Origin of the sequence: Arthrobacter sp. zg-Y919 (genome assembly GCF_030142045.1) — a bacterium.
Lineage (GTDB): Bacteria > Actinomycetota > Actinomycetes > Actinomycetales > Micrococcaceae > Arthrobacter_B.
The window spans coordinates 2,294,202-2,313,705 of the sequence record NZ_CP126242.1; the positions used below are offsets into that span (position 1 = coordinate 2,294,202).

Consider the following 19,504-nt stretch of genomic DNA (forward strand, 5'->3'; position numbering starts at 1 on the left):
GCGGGGCACCAGGAAAGGCACCACATGATCGAGATCCTGAATCCAACCGAACTGTCCCGGGCGAGGGAAACCGGCGCCCTGGTCGCAGATATCCTGCAGACGATCAAGGGCCGCACCGCGGCCGGCACCAATCTGCTGGACATCGACCGGTGGGCCAGGACCATGATCCTCGAGGCGGGTGCCAAGTCCTGTTACGTCGACTATGCGCCGTCCTTCGGACGCGGGCCGTTCGGGCACTACATCTGCACGTCGGTCAACGACGCCGTACTTCACGGACTGCCGCATGACTACGCGCTTGCCGACGGTGACCTGCTGACACTGGACCTGGCTGTCTCCCTCGGCGGAATCGTTGCAGACTCGGCCATCACTTTCATCGTGGGCGGTGTCCAGTCACCGAAGAATGCCGCAATGATCGATGCGACCGAGCGGGCGCTGGCCGCCGGCATAGCAGCGGCCCGGCCCGGTGCCCGTATCGGCGATCTTTCCGCTGCCATCGGTTCGGTTCTCACCGAGGCGGGCTACCCGGTCAATACCGAATTCGGCGGGCACGGTGTGGGATCCACGATGCACCAGGACCCGCACATTGCGAACGCAGGGCGTCCCGGCCGCGGTTATAAACTGCGTCCCGGCCTGCTGCTGGCCCTGGAGCCGTGGGTCATGGCGGATACCGCGGAACTGGTCACCGATGCGGACGGGTGGACCCTCCGCAGCGCCACGGGCTGCATGACGGCGCACAGCGAACACACGGTGGCCATCACCGCCGACGGCGCGGAAATCCTCACCCTGCCGAAGGAACCCGCCGCCTAGCCTGCCTGGCGCAGGCCGGCAAGGTAGGACAGCAGCAGCCGCACCCCGAACCCGGTGGCCCCCTTGGTCAGTTCGCGGCTGTCCTTAGTGGCACGCGACGGACCGGCAATGTCGACATGCGCCCACGGGACGCCGCCGGTGAACTTCTCCAGGAACAGTGCGGCAACAATCGCGCCGGCACCGAACTTCGCTTTGACGGGCGCAATGTGGGAGACATCGGCGATATCGGAGTCCAGCACGTAGCCGTACTCGGCCACCAGCGGCAGCTGCCACACGGCGTCGCCCGAGCTCTCGCCTGCAGCCTCCAACCCGGCCAGCAGCCCGGGCGCATTACCGAACAGGGCCGCATGGTGCATTCCAAGCCCCAAGGCGGCGGCACCGGTCAGTGTGGCCACATCCACCAGGACGTCCGGAGCCAGTTCCGCTGCGGCGTAGGCCAGGGCGTCGGCGAGGACCATGCGGCCCTCAGCGTCGGTATTCCCGACCTCAACGGTGGTCCCGTTGTAGGTGGTGACGACGTCGGCGGGCCGGTAGGAGGCGGCGCCGATGGCGTTCTCGGCCAAGGCCAGTACGGCCGTGACCCGAACGGGAAGCTGCAGCACGGCCGCAGCCTCCGCCACCGCCAGTACGGCTGCGGCACCGGCCATATCCGTCTTCATGGTCATCATGGCGTCCCGCGGCTTCAGCGAGATTCCGCCGGAGTCAAAAGTGATCCCCTTGCCGACGAGCACCACGTGCGGCAGGTCCTCGCCGTCGGGCAGGTACGCGGCTTCCACCAGCCGGGGCGGGTGCTCGGATCCGGAGCCGACGGCCAGCAGCCCGCCAAAACCTTCGGCACGCAGTTCGTCCTCGCCGCGCACGCGCACGGTCAGCCCGCTGCGGCCGGCTATTTCGCGGGCCTGCTCCGCGATCCACTCCGGGGTGGCTGTTTCGGCCGGCGTGTTCGTCAGGTCGCGTGCCGTCCAGACGGCCCGTGCGGTCGCGAGGGCACGTGCGGCTGCGGACCCGTCCAGGCCGGTCAGCTCGAGGTGCTCCGCGATGGGGGCGGGCGCCTTGGTGATACCGGACCGGGGCGGACGGTAACCGCCGAGCAGGAACCCTTCAATGAAGGCTTCCTGGGCAGCCGGTTCAAGACCGTCGACGACGCTGGCACGGACCCGGCGGGCACCCATGGTCGCGCGGGCAAGACCGGCACCGGCGCGGCGCAGTTCTGCCGGAGATTCATCGCCGGCGCCCACATAGATCAGCTTTCCGGGCAGGCCTTCGTCCTCGCGGGGAGGTTCGATCACCAGGATGTCGCCGGCTTTGCCGGTGACCTTGGCGCTGCGGGCGCGTGCGGCGACGTCGGCCCCATACCGGACCGCCGCCTCGACAGCGCCGCGCCGTGGCTGCGGAACCGGGTCCGCCGCCTCGTCCATGTCCTCCGGTCCCGACCCGGCCGGTGGCGGAGTCATGGCCACGGCGAGGATATCCACGCCTTCAGCCGGGTCAGGCTGCAGTCCGGTGCCGGACTCCGCCCTGCCCGTGCGCATCTTCAACCCTGCCAGGGCAGTGACTTCCGGCAGTGATGCGGTGACGTAGGGCGATACCGGAGCAGATCCGGTCCTGGCTGAAGACTTTGGAGGCAGCTGCATGGATTAAAGGCTAGCCCGTAACGCCCAGAAGGCAGTCCTTCAGCTTTCCGGCTTCTTCCACATTAAGCTCGACCACCAGGCGTCCGCCGCCGTCTATGGGCACCCTCAAAATGAGGCTGCGCCCTTCCTTTGTAACCTCCATAGGCCCGTCGCCCGTCCGTGGTTTCATCGCAGCCATTTCGAGATTCCCCTTTCACAGCGCCCGGTTTACCCGGACTACCTGTAATCCGCTGCCGCTGGAAGTAAAATATCCGCCCGGCAATTGCTGTCATTATTCCGCACAAGTAGCCAGCAAACGAAATTTCGTGTGTTGCGGGCCACAGACTAGGGCGGATAGTCCCCGCCACCGGGTAATTCCGTCCACCTCCACAGCCATACCACCCAGACAATCTGCAGTACGGCGAACGCTGCGGCAACGGTCCCCCGGTACGCCCTGGACCGGCTCAGCCAGGCCGTGGAGAGCGCCAGCGGAAACAGCGGAAGCAGAAGGCGGAAGGTACTTGTCTGCGGATTCAGGAATACCAGCAGATAAAGGACATAGGCCGCGCACCATAACTGCAGTTCCAGTCCCAGCCGCCGGACCGGTTCCGACGTGAGGTAGAGCGCCACGGCCACCAGCAAAGCTCCCAGAGCCACGGGACCGAACAGCGGCCCAAAGAGGTTCCCGGTCATGGTCAGCCAGGGTTTGAACGGCACGAGATTGCCGAACCGCCAGGCACTTTCCGTGTCGGTATAGGCGCGAAGGTCTCCGGTGGACACCCATGCGATCACCGGCCAGGCCAGCGCCGAGACTCCGGCCGCACCGGCAAGAGCCAGAAGCCGCCAGGCCTGCCGGGCGGGAAAACCGACCTGCCGCCTGCGGAGGAACCGAACCGCCAGCACCAGCCCGACCGCGAGCGCAAAGGGAACGCCGACGGGCCGGGAAAGACACATCAGCGCCACCACCGGAATGGCGGTGAGGTAGCGGCCGGCCACAAACAGATACAGCGATCCCGCGAGCAGGAGCAGGTTCAGCGACTCCGCGTACGGAACCTGCAGGATCGGAGACACGGGGAAGACGGCCACAAACAGCACCGCCCACATCGCGGTGCCCTTCCCCGCACGCAGCCGGAACAACCGGTAGATGACGAGCGCGGCGGCAAAACCCGCGGCCGTGGCCGCCACCGGGGCCAGGACATTCCAGCCCAGGCCGGTACCGTCGAGCACGCGCACCAGCAGCGGAAACAGCGCGTAGAAGGCCCACTCGTTCTCCACCGCGTTACCGGCCGCGTCCCGCGGGACGCTGTCCGGATAGCCGTCCGCGAAGATCCGTGAATACCACTCGCCATCCCAGATATTGATGAATTCCCAGTACGACGGCGACGCGTCCCACCAAGGTCCGGCAGGCTGGAACCGGGCGGCGGCGGCGAGCACCGCACAGGAGAAGAGCCGGGCGGCTGCCCACAGCGAAAGGACCTGCAGATACCAGGGCCAGCGCGTCAGGGCTGCGCCGGCACGGCCCGCCGCCGCCTTTGCCCGGTGGACCGTGTCCAGGGGTGCTTCAGCTTCCATCGCGTACCCAGCAGTCGGCGAGGTGGTCGTTCACGTAGCCGGTCGCCTGGAGCATTGCATAGGCGGTAATCGGCCCTACAAACCGGAAACCGCGTTTTTTCAGGTCCTTGGCCAGGGCGGCGGAGTCCGGGGTCGCTGCGGGGACGTCATCAAGGGTCTTCGGCGCGGGATTGTCCGCCAGGGCGCGGTACCGGGCCAGCAGGCCGCCGAGGCTTTCGTTGGCAGGGAGCTCCAGAAGGGCCCGCGCATTGTTGATCACGGCATCGATTTTGGCGGCGTTGCGCACTATCCCGGCATCGGCCAGCAGGCGCTGCCGGTCGGCGTCGCCAAAGGCTGCCACCGCCCGCGGTTCGAAGCCGGCGAAGGCGGCACGGAACGCCTCCCGCTTGCGCAGGATGGTGATCCAGCTCAGGCCGGATTGAAAGGCTTCAAGGCTCAACCGTTCGAAGAGGGCTGCCTCGCCCTCCACGGCCCGCCCCCATTCGGTGTCGTGGTAGTGCTGGTAGTCCGCACTGGCGAGCGCCCAGCCGCAGCGCAGCCGTCCGTCGGCCCCTGGTTCTGCGCTCATGAAGCGTCTCCGCCGGGAGCGGCATCCGGTCCCGCAGCCTCCAGCCGGGCGATGCGGGCGTCCCGTTCGGCCAGGGCGCCGGCCAGCCGGTCCAGCACCGCATCCACCTGGTCCATCCGGTATCCGCGCAGGGCCACCGAGAACCGGAGGCGGGATACATCACCGGCCGCGGGGTGCTCCGGCAGCAGCACGGGCGGCAGCCGGGGATCCGGCTCCGGCAGGCCCTGGGCGTCCGTGATGACGCCTGCGCCGGGGATTCCGGGGCGCAGCCTTCCGATACCGAACACGGCCGCCACACCCAGCACGGCGATGGAAAGGAATACCAGCAGGAGAGTCACAGGACAATCGTGCCAGATGCGCGGGCCTGCGGACCGTGGCGGCGGGGGTCAGGGAGAAACGTGTCCGGCACTGTCGGCAATCATCAGCCGCACGGCGTCGGCCGGGTCGTCCACCACGTGCAGCAGCTTGAGGTCGGCTTCGCCCACCATCCCCTCGGCCAGCAGGGTCTCCCTGATCCAGCCAAGCAGCGGATTCCAGAACTCCGTGCCGATCAGCACGATCGGGAACGAGGTCACCTTCTGCGTCTGCACCAGAGTCATGGCCTCGAAGAGCTCATCCAGGGTCCCGAACCCGCCCGGCAGGACTATGAAGCCCTGCGCGTACTTGACGAACATGGTCTTGCGCACGAAGAAGTACCGGAAATTAACTCCCAGGTCCACCCACTCGTTCAGCCCCGTCTCGAAGGGGAGCTCGATGCCAAGGCCCACGGACAGGCCGTCGGCGCCCACCGCCCCCTTGTTCGCGGCTTCCATGGAACCCGGCCCGCCGCCGGTAATCACTGCCAGGCCCGCCTCGGCCAGCAGCCTGCCCACCTCTTCGCCAAGCTTGTAGTACCGGGAGCCGGGAACGCTCCGCGCGGACCCGAACACGCTTACGGCTGGCCCGAGTTCGGAGAGGGTGCCGAAACCTTCCACGAATTCGCTCTGGATCCGCAGCACCCGCCAGGGGTCGGTGTGGGTGAAATGGGTTCCGTCGGACGAATCCAGCAGGAACCGGTCCGACTGGGGGGCCAGGGCCGCGCCCCGGCGCAGCTCCACCGGCCCCCGCTTGCGCGGAAGATCAGAAGGTGTGGGACGGGGGTCTTCACTCATAGGCATTCCTCTAGGCTAGCCGTGATGGCGCCGCTGGCAACGCGGTCGGCGACGTCGGCCGGCACTGCGCAGAACAGGTTGCGCTTACGTCACAATTACCGCCCCTGGTGGCCCGTGACACACGCCGGCAATAAACAATGGTTAGATTTTCCTTATGACCAGTGACACATCCCCAGGTACATCCGTGCCTGAATCCGCTGCACCGCTTGTTTCGCTGAAGAACGTGAACAAGCATTTCGGGGACCTCCATGTCCTGCAGAACATCAATCTCGATATTGCCCGCGGCGAGGTAGTGGTGGTGATCGGGCCCTCCGGGTCCGGCAAGTCAACCCTGTGCCGTGCCATCAACCGCCTCGAGACCATCGACGACGGCGAAATCACCGTAGACGGCGCCGTCCTGCCGTCGGAAGGCAAGGCGCTTGCCAAGCTGCGCGCCGACGTCGGCATGGTCTTCCAGTCCTTCAACCTGTTCGCCCACAAGTCCATCGTGGACAACGTCTCCCTGGGTCCGGTCAAGGTCCGCAAGTCCAAGCCGGCCGAAGCCAAGAAGCTGGCCATGGAGCTGCTCGAACGCGTGGGCGTTGCCAACCAGGCAAACAAACTCCCCGCACAGCTCTCCGGCGGACAGCAGCAGCGTGTGGCCATTGCCCGCGCGCTGGCCATGAAGCCCAAGGTCATGCTCTTCGACGAGCCCACCTCCGCCCTGGACCCGGAAATGATCAACGAGGTCCTGGACACCATGGTCGGTCTGGCGAAGGACGGCATGACCATGGTCGTGGTTACCCACGAAATGGGCTTCGCCCGCAAGGCTGCAGACCGGGTGATCTTCATGGCCGACGGACAGATCGTCGAGGAAGGCACCCCCGAGGAATTCTTCACGAACCCGAAGAGCGACCGCGCCAAGGACTTCCTGGGCAAAATCCTCTCCCACTAAACCGTTCCAAGCACTACACGCTCCACCAGCAGTACCGGGGTTTCACCAGTTGGGGGCAACCCTTATGAGGCTAGGTCCTCCGCTTTTGCGCGGAGGACCGCAATGCAAGGAGAAAAACATGCGCAAGACCCGTTACGCCGCAGCGGCCATCGCCGCCGCCGCAGCACTGACCCTGTCCGCCTGTGGCGGCGGTTCCGATGAGGCCGGCTCCGAGTCCGGCAGCACCGAGGGCTCCGGCGAGCAGATCCGCATCGGCATCAAGTTCGACCAGCCGGGCCTGGGCTTCGACGAGGGTGGCAGCTACTCCGGCTTCGACGTCGACGTCGCCAAGTACGTCGCCAACGAGCTGGGCTACCCCGAGGACCGGATCGAATTCATCTCCAGCCCCTCCGCCCAGCGCGAGAACATGCTCGAGAACGACCAGCTGGACATGATCTTCGCGACCTACTCCATCACTGACGCCCGCAAGGAAAAGGTTGCTTTCGCAGGACCCTACTTCGTGGCCGGCCAGGACCTCCTGGTTCCCGCCGACAGCGACATCACCGGACCCGATGACCTGGACGGCAAGAACCTCTGCTCCGTCACCGGCTCCACGTCCGCGCAGAAGATCAAGGACAACTACTCCGCAGGCGTAAACCTGCTGGAGCAGCCGAGCTACGCCGAGTGCGTCACCGCCATGCAGGGCGGCTCCATTGACGCCGTCACCACTGACGACATCATCCTCGCCGGCCTGGCGTCCACCGACGCCAACAAGGGCGAATTCAAGGTTGTCGGCAACACCTTCTCCGAGGAGAAGTACGGCGTCGGCCTGCCGAAGGCAGGCGGCCTCGTCAAGTGTGAGGACGTCAACGCAGCCATCACCAAGATGGTCGAAGAGGGTGCGTGGGAGGAAGCCATCAAGAAGAACACTGAAGGCGCCGACTACAAGTTCAACGAAGACCTGAACCCGCCCACGCCGGACGCCTGCGCCTAGTTCCTGAACGTTCCACCCCCGCGGGGAAGCCGGATCCTGGTCCGGCTTCCCCGTTGCGGGTTTTCTTCCACCGTAAAGAGGTGACACATGGAGGGTTTCACTGCCCTCTTCGATCAGTACGACGTCGTCGGCGCTTTCTGGGTCAATATCCAGCTCGCGTTCTGGGCGGCGCTCTGGTCGCTGATACTTGGTACCGTGCTGGCACTGATGCGGATCTCACCGATCCCCAGCCTGCAGTGGTTCGGTGCCGCCTATGTCAACATTTTCCGCAACACGCCGCTGACCATCATCATGGTGTTCGGTTCGCTTGCGCTGTGGTCGCAGCTGAACGTCAGCCTCTCGAGCGACTTCACCACCAACTTCTTCCGCCTGGCCGTGCTGTCCCTGACCATTTACCACGCAGCGTTCTTCTGCGAGGCCATCCGCAGCGGCGTTAACACCGTTCCGCTGGGACAGGCTGAAGCCGCGCGTGCCATCGGACTGGGCTTCCTGCCGGCCGCCGGCCTGATCATCATGCCGCAGGCCTTCCGCGGAGCCATCGCCCCGATGGGCAACGTGCTGATTGCCCTGGTGAAGAACACCACCGTGGCTGCCACTGCCGGTGTTGCCCTGGAAACCTCCAGCGTGATGAAGACAATGATTGAGTTCTCCCCCAACCTGATGACGCAGATCTTCCTCACCTTTGCGATTGGCTACGTCATCATCGTCATCCCCATCGGCCTGCTCACCACCTGGGCTTCGAAGAAACTGGCGGTCGCACGATGAGCGCGCAGAATGTCCTGTTTGATGCTCCCGGTCCCAAGGCCCGCCGGAACATCAGGATCGGCAATGTCCTGGGCGTGCTGCTGATTGCCGCCCTGCTCTGGACGGCTGTCTCCGGGCTCGCGGACAAGGGCCAGTTCGACGCGGCAAAGTGGACCCCCTTCCTGGAATGGCGGACGTGGGAGTTCTTCCTGCTTCCGGGCCTGCTTTCCACGCTGAAGGCCGCCGCCGTTGCCGTGGTGACGTCGATTGTTTTCGGCCTTCTCTTCGGCATTGGCCGGTTGTCCAGCTTCAAGCCGGTCAGCTGGGTCTGCGGGATCGTCGTGGAATTCTTCCGCGCCGTTCCCGTCCTGCTGATGATGGTGTTCTTCTACCAGTTCCTCTCGAAGAACACTTCGGTGGAACCGGCACAGGTTCCCTTCGTGGCGGTGGTCATTGCCCTGACGCTCTACAACGGTTCGGTGATTGCCGAGTTGGTACGCTCCGGCGTCTACGGGCTGCCGAAGGGCCAGCGCGAGGCAGGCCTCGCCATTGGCCTCACCCCCGGACAGTCGCTGCGCAGCATCGAGATGCCGCAGGCCCTGGTTGCCATGCTGCCGGCACTGCTGAGCCAGTTCGTGGTGATCCTCAAGGACTCCGCCCTGGGCACCTTCATCGGCTACACCGAGCTGCTGGACTACGCCCGGCGCCTGGCGGCGGGTGAAGGCAACATCCTGCCCGCCCTGCTGATTACCGCGGCAATCTTCATCGCCCTCAACTGGCTGCTCACCTTCGCTGCCGGACGCCTCTCCCGGCGCCTGGGCGCCCGCGCGGGCAAGGTGCTGAAGATTGAGGAAACCCTCGAACCCGAAGGCGTTACTCCGGTACCGGCTACGGCACCGGCAAAGGGTGCGGCCAACTAGCCCCCACCCGGACACAAGACACAAAAGGAGGGGACCGGCACTGCCGGTCCCCTCCTTTGTGCTCTTTTCCTGCCCGCGGTCCTAGCCCAGCCAGGCACGCAGTGCCGCGAGGCAGTCCCGGATGGCGTCCGCGCGGACGTGCTCGTTATCGGTGTGCGCGAGCAGGGCATCCCCGGGACCGAAGTTCACTGCCGGGATCCCCAGTTCACTGAACCGGGCGACGTCGGTCCAGCCGTATTTCGGCTTGGGCTCGGCACCCACCGCGGCCACGAACGACGCGGCGGCCGGGAGGTTCAGCCCCGGCCGGGCTCCGGCGGCGGCGTCCGTGCGGACGACGTCGAACCCTGCCAGCAGTTCGCGGACGTAGGCGTCGGCCTCCTCGATGCCCTTGTCCGGGGCAAAGCGGTAGTTGATTTCCACCGTGGCCGCGTCCGGGATCACGTTGCCGGCGCTCCCGCCCCAGATCCGCACGGCGTTCAGGGATTCGCGGAAGTCCAGTCCCTCCACGGAAACCGTGGCCGGTGAATGGTCGCGCAGCCGTACCAGGATCTCCGCGGCTGCGTGGATGGCGTTCTCCCCCATCCAGGCCCGGGCCGAGTGCGCCGCCCTGCCGGTAGTGGTGGCATGGAAGCGCATGGTGCCGTTGCAGCCGCCCTCGACCGTGCCGTTGGTGGGTTCCAGGAGGACTGCGAAGTCCGCCTTCAGCCAGTCCGGGTGGCTTTCGGCCAGCCGGCCGAGTCCGCTGAGCGAGGCCTCCACTTCTTCGTGGTCGTAGAAAATGTAGGTGACGTCCCGGGCGGGGTCGGTAAGGGAAGCCGCCAGCGCCAGCTGGACCGCCACGCCGCCCTTCATATCGGTGGCGCCGCGGCCGTACAGGATCTCCCCGTCCCACGACGACGGCACGGTTCCGCGCGAGCCGGGCACCGTCGGCAGCGGCACGGTATCCAGGTGCCCGGCGAGGATGACCCGCTCGGCCCGCCCGAGCCGGGTCCTGGCCACCACGGAGTCCCCGTCCCGGGACACCTCAAGGTGCGGGTAGGCGCGCAGGGCGGTTTCAACGGCGTCGGCGAGGGCGGTTTCGTTTCCGGAGACGCTCTCGTAGTCCATCAGGGCGGCCGTCAGGTCCGCCACATCACCGGCAAGGTCCAAGGATGGCAAGGCTGCAGAAGTCACCATCCCACAGTACCGCTCGGTAGACTGGGGCCCATGACTTCAAGCGCTGCCCCCACCCCCGCTGAAACCATCCGCACCGCCTCGGGCCTTGGCCTGGCCACCGTCACTTCCGACGGTGTTGTGCTGGATACCTGGTTCCCGCGCCCCCTGATGGGCGCCTCCGCTTCCGACCCGGCCCTGCAGGCCGACCTTGAAGCCGCGGCCGCTGCCATGGCCGACGGCATCCGCGGCACGCACGGCGAGGTGCTGTCCGTCCAGGTGGACCTGGACGCCGCCCCGTCGGATACCGCCGACGCCTACCTGCGCCTGCACCTGCTCTCCAGCCGCCTGGTGCAGCCGAACAGCATCAATCTGGACGGCATTTTCGCCGCCCTGCCCAACGTCGTCTGGACCAACTACGGCCCGTGCGCTGTCGCCGACTTCGAGGCTGTCCGCCTGCGGCTGCGCAGCCGCGGCCCCGTGACCGTCTTCGGCGTGGACAAGTTCCCGCGCATGACCGACTACGTCCTGCCCTCCGGTGTGCGGATTGCCGACGCCGGCCGGGTCCGGCTGGGAGCCCACCTGGCCGAAGGCACCACGGTGATGCACGAAGGCTTCGTGAACTTCAATGCCGGCACCCTCGGCACCTCGATGGTCGAAGGACGCATTTCCGCCGGCGTAGTGGTGGGCGATGGGACCGACGTCGGCGGCGGCGCCTCCATCATGGGCACCCTTTCCGGCGGCGGCAAGGAAAAAATCACGCTGGGTGAACGCGTGCTCCTGGGCGCCAACTCCGGCGTCGGCATCAGCATCGGTGACGACAGTGTGGTCGAGGCCGGCCTGTACGTCACCTCCGGCACCCGGGTGTCAGTGCAGGACGGCGGCGAGCCGCGGCTGGTGAAGGCCGCTGAACTCTCCGGCGTGCCGAACCTCCTGTTCCGCCGTAACTCCACCACCGGTGCCGTAGAGGCACTCCCCCGCAACGGACGCACCGTGGAGCTGAACTCCGCGCTGCACGCGAACTAGCGGGCCGGTCCGATGCAACTGCTCCAGCAGCATGAGACCCGCAGCTTCCGCGTGCTGGTCCTGCTGCTGGTGCTGTGCCTCGCCGCGTTCGCCGCGTTGTTCGCGGCGTCCGCGCTCTCGGGCAGGAAGCAGGCGCCGGTGATTGCCGAACGCTGCATCGCTGTCGTCGGCGGCGCGGAATACCGGCTGACGCTCGAGCAGGCCGCGCACGCCTCGACTATTTCCGGCGTGGCGGTGGCCCGCGGGCTGCCGCCGCGCGCCGTCTCGATAGCCCTGGCCACCGCCCTGCAGGAATCTGGACTGCGCAACGTGGATTACGGTGACGACGCCGGCCCGGACTCCCGCGGGCTCTTCCAGCAGCGCCCCTCCCAGGGCTGGGGCAGCCAGGAACAGATCATGGACCCGGTGTACGCCGCAAATGCGTTCTACAACGGGCTTGAGAAGGTGCCCGGCTACCTGGACCTCCCGATCACGGAGGCGGCCCAGACCGTCCAGCGCAGCGCCTTCCCGGACGCCTACGCCAAACACGAAGGCCCTGCCCGGGCCTTCGCGTCCGCCCTGACCGGGCAGACCCCCGCCGCCCTGTCCTGCACCCTGCACACCCCGACTGCCACCGCAGACCCCGCGCAGAGCGCTGCGGCCGTCGAGGAAGTCTACGGGCCCCTCAACGGTTCCGTCCTGGGCCCGCTGTACCTGGCCGACGTCGAGGGCGCCTACGGCTGGTCCATTGCGCAGTGGTTTGTCGCCAATGCCAAGGCGCTTGGCATCGAGTCGGTGGCCTACGAGGGGCGGACCTGGCATCAGGGCAGCGCTGTCTGGGAGGAATCGGAGGCCGTCGCCGGGCAGGTTGCCGTCACCGCGTTTACCCTCCCCGCGGAATAATCGGGCCGACCCAGCGGCCTTCCACCGCGGATGCCGCCGGGCAAGCGTTTAGGCTTAGAAGCATGCGCATTCTAGTCACCGGTGGCACCGGTTATATCGGATCCCACACCACGCTGGCCCTGCTCGAAGCGGGCCACGACGTGGTGGTTGTGGACAACCTCCTGAACTCCAGCGAAGAGTCACTCCGGCGTGTCCAGGAGCTGACCGGCCGCAAGGCCGAGTTCATCAAGGCGGACCTGCTGGACGAGGCCGCGCTGGAGGCGGTCTTCGACAGCCGGCCCATCGACGCCGTCATCCACTTCGCCGGGCTGAAGGCCGTGGGCGAATCCGTGGCGAAACCGCTGTACTACTACTCCAACAACGTGGTCGGCACCATCAACCTGCTGCACGCCATGGACCGGCATGACGTCCGGACCATCGTCTTCAGTTCCTCGGCGACCGTCTACGGGGCATCCGAGGAGGTTCCCCTCACCGAGGACTCTCCCATGGACGCCGTGAACCCGTACGGCCGTACCAAGGAGCAGATCGAGGACATCCTCAGCGACCTCGGTGCCGCCGACGAACGGTGGAACGTTGCCCTGCTGCGCTATTTCAACCCCGCAGGCGCCCACGAGTCCGGCCGTATCGGCGAGGACCCCACGGGCACCCCGAACAACCTGCTGCCGTTCGTGGCGCAGGTAGCCGTCGGCCGCCGCGAGAAGGTTATGGTCTTCGGCAACGACTACCCCACGCCGGACGGCACCGGCGTCCGCGACTACATCCACGTGGTGGACCTCGCCGCCGGCCACCTGGCCGCCCTCAACTTCCTGGGCGAAACCCCGGGCGTCCACCGCTGGAACCTGGGCACCGGCAACGGCTCCTCCGTCCTGGAGGTCCTCTCCGCCTTCTCCGCCGCAGCCGGTAAGGAAATCCCGTACGAATTCGCCGCCCGGCGTCCGGGCGACGCAGCCGTCAGCTACGCCGACCCCGCCGCAGCGCACGCGGATCTGGGCTGGCGAGCCGAGCGCACGCTGGAAAGCATGTGCGAGGACCACTGGCGCTGGCAGAAAAACAACCCCGAGGGTTACGCCGCCGAATAATTTCCGCGTTGCAGGCCCTGCCAGGCGCCGGCAGCAAAGACAGGCCCGGCAGTAAAGAAAAGACAGAAGGTCCCCGGAATTTTCCGGGGACCTTCTGTCTTTTATGTTTTTGCGTGTTTTTGCAGTGGATCAGCGCTGCGGGTAGCTGCGCTCCGGTGCACCCGTGTAGAGCTGGCGCGGGCGGCCGATCTTCGTCTGCGGATCCTGCATCATTTCGCGCCATTGGGCAATCCAGCCCGGCAGGCGGCCAATGGCGAACAGCACCGTAAACATCTTCTCGGGGAAGCCCATGGCCTTGTAGATCAGGCCCGTGTAGAAGTCCACGTTCGGGTACAGCTTGCGCTCGATGAAGTAATCATCGGCCAGGGCCTTCTCTTCCAGGCGCATGGCGATATCCAGCAGCTCGTCGTTGCCGCCGAGCTTGGCGAGGATGTCGTGGGCGGTGGCCTTGACGATCTTGGCGCGCGGATCGTAGTTCTTGTAGACGCGGTGCCCGAAGCCCATGAGCTTCACGCCGTCTTCCTTGTTCTTGACCTTCTCCATGAACGCCTCCGGCTGCATGCCGGTGGACTGGATGTCCCGCAGCATGTTCAGCACGGCTTCGTTGGCACCGCCGTGGAGCGGGCCGAAGAGGGCGCTGATACCGGCGGAGACGGACGCGAACATGTTGGCGTTGGAGCTGCCCACCAGGCGGACAGTGGAGGTGGAGCAGTTCTGCTCGTGGTCCGCGTGCAGGATCAGCAGCAGGTCCAGGGCCTTCACCAGGTCGGGATCGATTTCATACGGCTCGGCCGGCAGGCCGAAGGACAGACGCATGAAGTTCTCCACCAGGTTCATGGAGTTGTCCGGGTAGAGCATCGGCTGGCCGATGGACTTCTTGTGCGCGTAGGCAGCAATCACGGGCAGCTTCGCCATGAGGCGGACCGTGGAGAGCTCCACCTGTTCCTCATCGAACGGGTCCAGGGAGTCCTGGTAGAAGGTGGAGAGGGCGCTGACTGCCGAGGACAGCACCGGCATCGGGTGCGCATCGCGCGGGAATCCGCCGAAGAAGCCCTTGAGGTCTTCGTGGAGCAGGGTGTGGCGGCGGATCCGCTGGTCGAAGTTCTCCAGCTCGGTGGGGGTCGGCAGTTCCCCGTAGATCAGCAGGTAGGAGGTCTCGAGGAAGCTGGAGTGCTTTGCCAGCTGCTCGATCGGATAGCCGCGGTAGCGCAGGATGCCCTGGTCGCCGTCGATGTAGGTGATCGCGGAGGTGGTGGCCGCCGTGTTCATGAAGCCGGGGTCAAAAGTGACGGTGCCGGTCTGCTTCAGCAGCTTGGAAACGTCGTAACCGTTGTTTCCCTCAGCTGCGGCAACGCGGGGCAGTACAAGCTCATCTTCCGGGTTTGGCCCGTACTGGAGCTTGGCACTTGGTTGCTCAGTCATTAATTCTCCTTTAGGAGTTTTCGAAACCGCCGCTATGTACATCCGCTTCCGGCGGACATAGTGCATTCCACTAAACTATTTCGCTAAAACGCTACCGGTTTCAGTGCCCTTACCACTAATCGGGGCGGGTACTGTTGTACAAGCGCAACATGGGCTGCCGCGTTATGCCGGTGCAGTGCCTAATACTATTCCCGCGCGGCCGATGCTGCGTGCAGGCGGTCTGCGGCTGCATTGACGCCCTCGTCCGTGCCGGTCAGGGCGATCCGGACAAAGCCAGCCCCTGCGTCACCGTAGAAAACACCCGGCCCCACCACTATGCCCAGTTCCGCGAAGCGTGCCACGGTTGCCCAGGTGTCCTCTCCCGCACTCGCCCACAGGTACAGCCCGGCCTCGGAATGTTCAATCTTCAGTCCGAACGCCTCGAGCGCCGGCACCAGCCGGTTCCGGCGGGAACGGTAGAGGTCCTTCTGTGCGGCCACGTGCACATCATCGCGCAGTGCTGCGGCCATGGCCGCCTGCACCGGTGCGGGCACAATCATCCCGGCGTGCTTGCGGCTGTTGACCAGGTTGGCAATGAGCGCCGGATCGCCGGCGGTGAAGGCGGCACGGTAACCGGCCATGTTCGATTGCTTGCTGAGCGAATACACCGCGAGCAGGGAGTCGGTGCTCCCGCCGCTGACCCGCGGATCGAGGATGCTGGGGACTGGTTCTCCGCCTACAGCAGGGTCCCACTGGCCCCAGCCGAGTTCGGCATAGCATTCGTCGGAGGCGACCACGGCGCCCACTGCCCGCGCTTCTTCCACGAGCGCACGCAGCGGCTCGGCCGAGCGCACGATTCCGGTGGGGTTGCCCGGGGAGTTTACCCAGACCAGCCGTACACGGGCACGGGTCTGTTCGTCCAGGTCAGAGAGGTGGTCGGCGGCCACCGCCGTCGCGCCGGCAAATACCGCGCCCATGTCGTAGGTGGGGTAGGCGACCACGGGACGGACGACGACGTCGCCCTCCCCCAGTCCCAGGAGCAGCGGCAGCCACGCGACGAGCTCCTTCGAGCCCACGGTGGGCAGCACAGCCTCGGGATCGAGTCCGGGGACGTTCCGGCGCCGGGCGAACCACTCCACGACGGCGGCACGCAGATCTGCGGTGCCGTGCGTGGTGGGATAGCCCGGGGCGTCCGACGCCGCCGCCAGTGCCTCACGGACGACGGCGGGAGTGGGGTCCACGGGTGTGCCGATGGAGAGGTTCACGGCACCGCCGGGATGCTCCGCGGCCCGGCGCTGGTATGGCGCCATGGCGTCCCAGGGGTATTCCGGCAGGTCCAGCCCGAAAGCCCGGGACGCCGCCACGCTCATGCCTGGTTCTGCGGCGGCAGGGCCGCAATGATCGGGTGGTCCATGTGGGTGTTGCCTACCTTGGCGGCACCGCCCGGCGAGCCAAGCTCATCGAAGAACTCAACGTTGGCCTTGTAGTAGTCGGCCCATTCCTCGGGAGTGTCGTCTTCGTAATAAATGGCCTCCACCGGGCAGACGGGTTCGCAGGCGCCGCAGTCGACGCATTCGTCCGGGTGGATGTAGAGGGAGCGTTCGCCTTCATAGATGCAGTCCACGGGGCACTCTTCAATACATGCCTTGTCTTTTACATCCACGCACGGCTGCGCAATTACGTACGTCACGTCCCTTGCCTTCCTGATCTGCGGACCGTCGGCCGGTAGGACGGCGGGTCGCTGGGTGTTGGTTCCACGTTAGTAGCCTTGTCCATTATCTCCCAGCCGGAGCGTCCCCGTGACTACGGCCCCGCCATAGGATGGGAGCATGACCTCCTCCGAACCAGCCGCCGTGCTGCGCGGCCTGCAGCCCGGGGTGCGCGTGGTGGTGCGATACCGCATCGAAGGCGGCCTGACCGATGCGCTCGGCACGCTCAGCAGCATCGGGGCCGACGAGTGCACCGTATCCACCCGGCGCGGCGACGTCGTCATTCCCTACCCCCTGGTGACGGCCGCCAAGACCGTACCGCCCGCTCCCCCTCGCCGGGCTGCCCGGACGCGTGCGCTCTGACCCTGAAGATCCCATGACAAAGGCCGCCGGAACAATGTTCCAGCGGCCTTCCTACATGCTTTTTGGGTTCTGCGGCGCCTAGGCTGCGGTCCCGCCTGCGCGGTCGCGGCCCAGCACCCGTGCACAGACCAGCACAGCGATGACCGTGGCGACGGCCTGGCCGAAAAGCCACACCACCCCCGCGGTAACCACCGGAGGCTGTTCCTCCGCAGAGGAACCGGTCACGATCAGCGGAACCTCGCTGACGAGGTCCAGGGAGAAAAGCCCCAGCAGCAGGTAGGTGATGACGCCGGTCGCGGCACTCAGCAACGCGCTGCGCTGCCACAGCCCGACCAGCAGCGCCACGGCACTGCTGAACACCACTGCCAACAGGGCACCGACCGGCAGCCCGTTATCGCCGGCGTAGACCACGTGGCCGTGCAGGGACGTACCCAGCACCGCCGCGAGGAGTCCGCCGGCAACGGCGGCAAGAGGCCCCCGCCAGCGCGGGGACCTCTTGCCGGATTCAGCCGAAGTGGAAATGACTAGGCCTTGGCGCGGGCGCGGTTGGCCTTGGCCCGGTCGTTGGCGTTCAGGACCAGCTTGCGGATGCGGATCGCTTCCGGGGTGACCTCGACGCATTCGTCCTCACGGGCGAATTCAAGCGACTCTTCCAGGGTGAGCTTCCGCGGCGGGGTGAGGTTCTCGAAGGTGTCCGAGGACGCAGCACGCATGTTGGTGAGCTGCTTTTCCTTCGTGATGTTCACGTCCATGTCATCGGCGCGGGAGTTCTCGCCGACGATCATGCCTTCGTAGACCTCGGAGGTGGGCTCCACGAAGAAGGAACCGCGTTCCTGCAGCTTGATCATGGCGAACGGGGTGACGACGCCGGAGCGGTCGGAGATCAGCGAACCGTTGGTGCGGTACTCGATCGGACCGGCCCAGGGCTCGTAGCCCTCGGCGATGGACGAGGAGATGCCGGCGCCGTGGGTTTCCGTGAGGAACTTGGTGCGGAAGCCGATCAGGCCGCGGGCGGGAACGATGAATTCCATGCGGACCCAGCCGGTGCCGTGGTTGGCCATGTTGACCATGCGGCCCTTGCGGACGGCCATCAGCTGCGTGACCGCACCCAGGTATTCCTCGGGTACGTCGATGGTCATGTGCTCCATCGGCTCGTTGACCTTGCCGTCAACGATCTTGGTGACCACCTGCGGCTTGCCGACAGTCAGCTCGAAGCCTTCGCGGCGCATCTGCTCCACGAGAATGGCCAGCGCGAGCTCGCCGCGGCCCTGGACTTCCCAGGCATCCGGACGCTCGGTCGGAAGAACCTTCAGCGACACGTTGCCGATCAGTTCCTTGTCGAGGCGGTCCTTGACCTGGCGGGCGGTGACCTTGGCGCCCTTGACCCGGCCGGCCAGCGGCGAGGTGTTGATACCGATGGTCATGGAGATCGCAGGATCATCCACGGTGATCAGCGGCAGCGGCTTGGGGTTGTCGACGTCGGTCAGGGTCTCACCAATGGTGATGTCCTCGATACCGGCGACGGCAACGATCTCGCCCGGTCCGGCGGATTCGGTCGGAACCCGGTCCAGTGCCTTGGTGGCCAGCAGTTCGGTGATCTTGACGGTCTTCATGGTGCCGTCGTGGCGGGCCCAGGCAACGGTCTGGCCCTTGCGCAGGGTGCCGTTGAAGATACGCAGCAGGGCCAGGCGGCCGAGGAACGGGGAGGCATCCAGGTTGGTGACGTGCGCCTGAAGGACACCTTCGGGATCGTACGTGGGGGCGGGGATGTGCTCGAGGATCGTCTGGAACAGCGGTTCCAGGTTGTCATTCGCGGGAGCGTCGCCGTCGGCCGGCTGTTCCAGGGAAGCGGCACCGACGCGGGCGGCGGCGTACACAACGGGAACGTTCAGGATCAGGTCAAGGTCAAGGTCCGGAACTTCGTCGGCGAGGTCGGAGGCGAGGCCGAGCAGCAGGTCCATGGACTCGCTGACAACTTCGTCGATCCGGGCATCGGGACGGTCGGTCTTGTTGACCAGAAGGACTACCGGCAGCTTCGCGGCCAGCGCCTTGCGCAGCACGAAACGGGTCTGCGGCAGCGGGCCCTCGGATGCGTCCACGAGGAGGACAACGCCGTCGACCATGGACAGGCCGCGCTCGACCTCGCCGCCGAAGTCGGCGTGGCCGGGGGTGTCGATGACGTTGATGGTGATGGTTTCACCCTTGGCAGCCGGACCGTTGTAGAACACGGTGGTGTTCTTGGCCAGGATGGTGATGCCCTTTTCGCGCTCCAGGTCACCGGAGTCCATCACGCGGTCTTCCACGTCACCGTGGGCGGCAAACGAGTTTGTCTGCTTCAGCATGGCGTCGACGAGGGTCGTCTTACCGTGGTCAACGTGGGCCACAATCGCAACGTTGCGGAGATCGCTTCGTACTGCGGTATTTACAGCCGTGTTGGTTTCTGACATGCGTGAGGACTCAATTCATAGGAGATCAGTTCGGGGTGTATCTTTTTCGGCCGGATTGGTACCGGCGTTTTCCGGCTGTTCTGTACGAATGCTGATTCAATCGCTTGCTCAATCACCAGTCAGAATCCACCGAAGGCCCCGCCGTCAGCGGGCACGCTAACAT

At 66.0% G+C, this 19,504-nt stretch carries 21 protein-coding genes; 9 read left to right on the top strand and 12 right to left on the bottom strand.

The window, feature by feature from the left end; all coding sequences use genetic code 11:
* Window positions 1–24 precede the first annotated feature (24 nt).
* Complete coding sequence (map, locus tag QNO10_RS10725) at window positions 25–807, top strand: type I methionyl aminopeptidase (protein WP_229950312.1); 783 nt, start codon at window positions 25–27, stop codon at window positions 805–807.
* Here the strand turns inward: map and QNO10_RS10730 are convergent.
* From QNO10_RS10730 to QNO10_RS10755, 6 genes are all read right to left on the bottom strand, one after another.
* The gene (locus tag QNO10_RS10730) at window positions 804–2,441 is read right to left on the bottom strand and encodes a leucyl aminopeptidase family protein (RefSeq protein WP_229950310.1); all 1,638 of its coding nucleotides are present in this window, start codon (window positions 2,439–2,441) and stop codon (window positions 804–806) included. The genes map and QNO10_RS10730 overlap by 4 nt on opposite strands.
* Window positions 2,442–2,451: 10 nt before the next feature.
* Window positions 2,452–2,619: a DUF3117 domain-containing protein gene (locus QNO10_RS10735; protein WP_146361313.1), complete on the bottom strand. Its 168-nt coding sequence runs from the start codon at window positions 2,617–2,619 to the stop codon at window positions 2,452–2,454.
* A 146-nt stretch (window positions 2,620–2,765) separates the two neighbouring features.
* Window positions 2,766–3,992, bottom strand: a complete 1,227-nt coding sequence (locus QNO10_RS10740; protein WP_229950308.1) for a hypothetical protein — start codon at window positions 3,990–3,992, stop codon at window positions 2,766–2,768.
* Complete coding sequence (locus QNO10_RS10745) at window positions 3,982–4,560, bottom strand: DNA-3-methyladenine glycosylase I (RefSeq protein ID WP_229950306.1); 579 nt, start codon at window positions 4,558–4,560, stop codon at window positions 3,982–3,984. The genes QNO10_RS10740 and QNO10_RS10745 overlap by 11 nt, the downstream gene beginning before the upstream one ends.
* Window positions 4,557–4,898 carry a DivIVA domain-containing protein gene (locus tag QNO10_RS10750; protein ID WP_229950303.1) on the bottom strand — a complete coding sequence of 114 codons (342 nt, stop codon included), beginning with the start codon at window positions 4,896–4,898 and terminating at the stop codon, window positions 4,557–4,559. The genes QNO10_RS10745 and QNO10_RS10750 overlap by 4 nt, the downstream gene beginning before the upstream one ends.
* Window positions 4,899–4,946: 48 nt before the next feature.
* Window positions 4,947–5,711 (bottom strand): LOG family protein, encoded by a 765-nt coding sequence (locus QNO10_RS10755; protein WP_229950302.1) that lies wholly within the window; start codon window positions 5,709–5,711, stop codon window positions 4,947–4,949.
* A 154-nt stretch (window positions 5,712–5,865) separates the two neighbouring features.
* Here QNO10_RS10755 and QNO10_RS10760 point away from each other — a divergent pair, with 154 nt between their 5' ends.
* From QNO10_RS10760 to QNO10_RS10775, 4 genes are all read left to right on the top strand, one after another.
* Entirely contained in the window at window positions 5,866–6,645 is a 780-nt protein-coding gene (locus QNO10_RS10760; RefSeq protein ID WP_229950300.1) for an amino acid ABC transporter ATP-binding protein, read from the top strand.
* 118 nt (window positions 6,646–6,763) lie between these two features.
* A complete protein-coding gene (locus tag QNO10_RS10765) occupies window positions 6,764–7,618 on the top strand; it encodes a glutamate ABC transporter substrate-binding protein (protein WP_229950298.1) in 855 nt (284 codons plus the stop codon).
* An 87-nt stretch (window positions 7,619–7,705) separates the two neighbouring features.
* Entirely contained in the window at window positions 7,706–8,383 is a 678-nt protein-coding gene (locus QNO10_RS10770; protein WP_229950297.1) for an amino acid ABC transporter permease, read from the top strand.
* Window positions 8,380–9,282 carry an amino acid ABC transporter permease gene (locus QNO10_RS10775; protein ID WP_229950295.1) on the top strand — a complete coding sequence of 301 codons (903 nt, stop codon included), beginning with the start codon at window positions 8,380–8,382 and terminating at the stop codon, window positions 9,280–9,282. Before QNO10_RS10770 ends, QNO10_RS10775 begins: the two co-directional genes overlap by 4 nt.
* Before the next feature lie 81 nt (window positions 9,283–9,363).
* Here QNO10_RS10775 and dapE read toward each other — a convergent pair whose 3' ends face one another.
* Complete coding sequence (gene dapE / locus QNO10_RS10780; protein WP_229950294.1) at window positions 9,364–10,458, bottom strand: succinyl-diaminopimelate desuccinylase; 1,095 nt, start codon at window positions 10,456–10,458, stop codon at window positions 9,364–9,366.
* 30 nt (window positions 10,459–10,488) lie between these two features.
* Between dapE and dapD the strand changes: the two genes are divergently transcribed.
* From dapD to galE, 3 genes are all read left to right on the top strand, one after another.
* On the top strand, window positions 10,489–11,460 hold the full coding sequence (gene dapD, locus QNO10_RS10785) for a 2,3,4,5-tetrahydropyridine-2,6-dicarboxylate N-succinyltransferase (RefSeq protein ID WP_229950292.1): 972 nt from the start codon (window positions 10,489–10,491) through the stop codon (window positions 11,458–11,460).
* 12 nt (window positions 11,461–11,472) lie between these two features.
* Complete coding sequence (locus QNO10_RS10790) at window positions 11,473–12,342, top strand: VldE C-terminal domain-containing protein (RefSeq protein ID WP_229950291.1); 870 nt, start codon at window positions 11,473–11,475, stop codon at window positions 12,340–12,342.
* A gap of 62 nt (window positions 12,343–12,404) precedes the next feature.
* The gene (gene galE, locus QNO10_RS10795) at window positions 12,405–13,421 is read left to right on the top strand and encodes a UDP-glucose 4-epimerase GalE (RefSeq protein WP_229950289.1); all 1,017 of its coding nucleotides are present in this window, start codon (window positions 12,405–12,407) and stop codon (window positions 13,419–13,421) included.
* 129 nt (window positions 13,422–13,550) lie between these two features.
* On the opposite strand, the gene QNO10_RS10800 is transcribed toward galE, so the two are convergent.
* The 3 genes from QNO10_RS10800 to fdxA form a co-directional block, all read right to left on the bottom strand.
* Complete coding sequence (locus QNO10_RS10800) at window positions 13,551–14,843, bottom strand: citrate synthase (RefSeq protein ID WP_229950287.1); 1,293 nt, start codon at window positions 14,841–14,843, stop codon at window positions 13,551–13,553.
* 185 nt (window positions 14,844–15,028) lie between these two features.
* The gene (gene dapC / locus QNO10_RS10805; protein WP_229950284.1) at window positions 15,029–16,192 is read right to left on the bottom strand and encodes a succinyldiaminopimelate transaminase; all 1,164 of its coding nucleotides are present in this window, start codon (window positions 16,190–16,192) and stop codon (window positions 15,029–15,031) included.
* Window positions 16,189–16,512, bottom strand: coding sequence for a ferredoxin (fdxA, locus tag QNO10_RS10810; protein WP_229950282.1), 324 nt, complete (start codon window positions 16,510–16,512; stop codon window positions 16,189–16,191). Before fdxA ends, dapC begins: the two co-directional genes overlap by 4 nt.
* Before the next feature lie 139 nt (window positions 16,513–16,651).
* Here fdxA and QNO10_RS10815 point away from each other — a divergent pair, with 139 nt between their 5' ends.
* Window positions 16,652–16,894: a putative acetyltransferase gene (locus QNO10_RS10815; RefSeq protein WP_229950281.1), complete on the top strand. Its 243-nt coding sequence runs from the start codon at window positions 16,652–16,654 to the stop codon at window positions 16,892–16,894.
* A gap of 78 nt (window positions 16,895–16,972) precedes the next feature.
* On the opposite strand, the gene QNO10_RS10820 is transcribed toward QNO10_RS10815, so the two are convergent.
* Together QNO10_RS10820 and typA are read right to left on the bottom strand one after the other, a co-directional pair.
* On the bottom strand, window positions 16,973–17,332 hold the full coding sequence (locus QNO10_RS10820; protein ID WP_229950278.1) for a hypothetical protein: 360 nt from the start codon (window positions 17,330–17,332) through the stop codon (window positions 16,973–16,975).
* A gap of 86 nt (window positions 17,333–17,418) precedes the next feature.
* A complete protein-coding gene (typA, locus tag QNO10_RS10825; protein ID WP_229950276.1) occupies window positions 17,419–19,341 on the bottom strand; it encodes a translational GTPase TypA in 1,923 nt (640 codons plus the stop codon).
* Window positions 19,342–19,504: the final 163 nt, after the last annotated feature.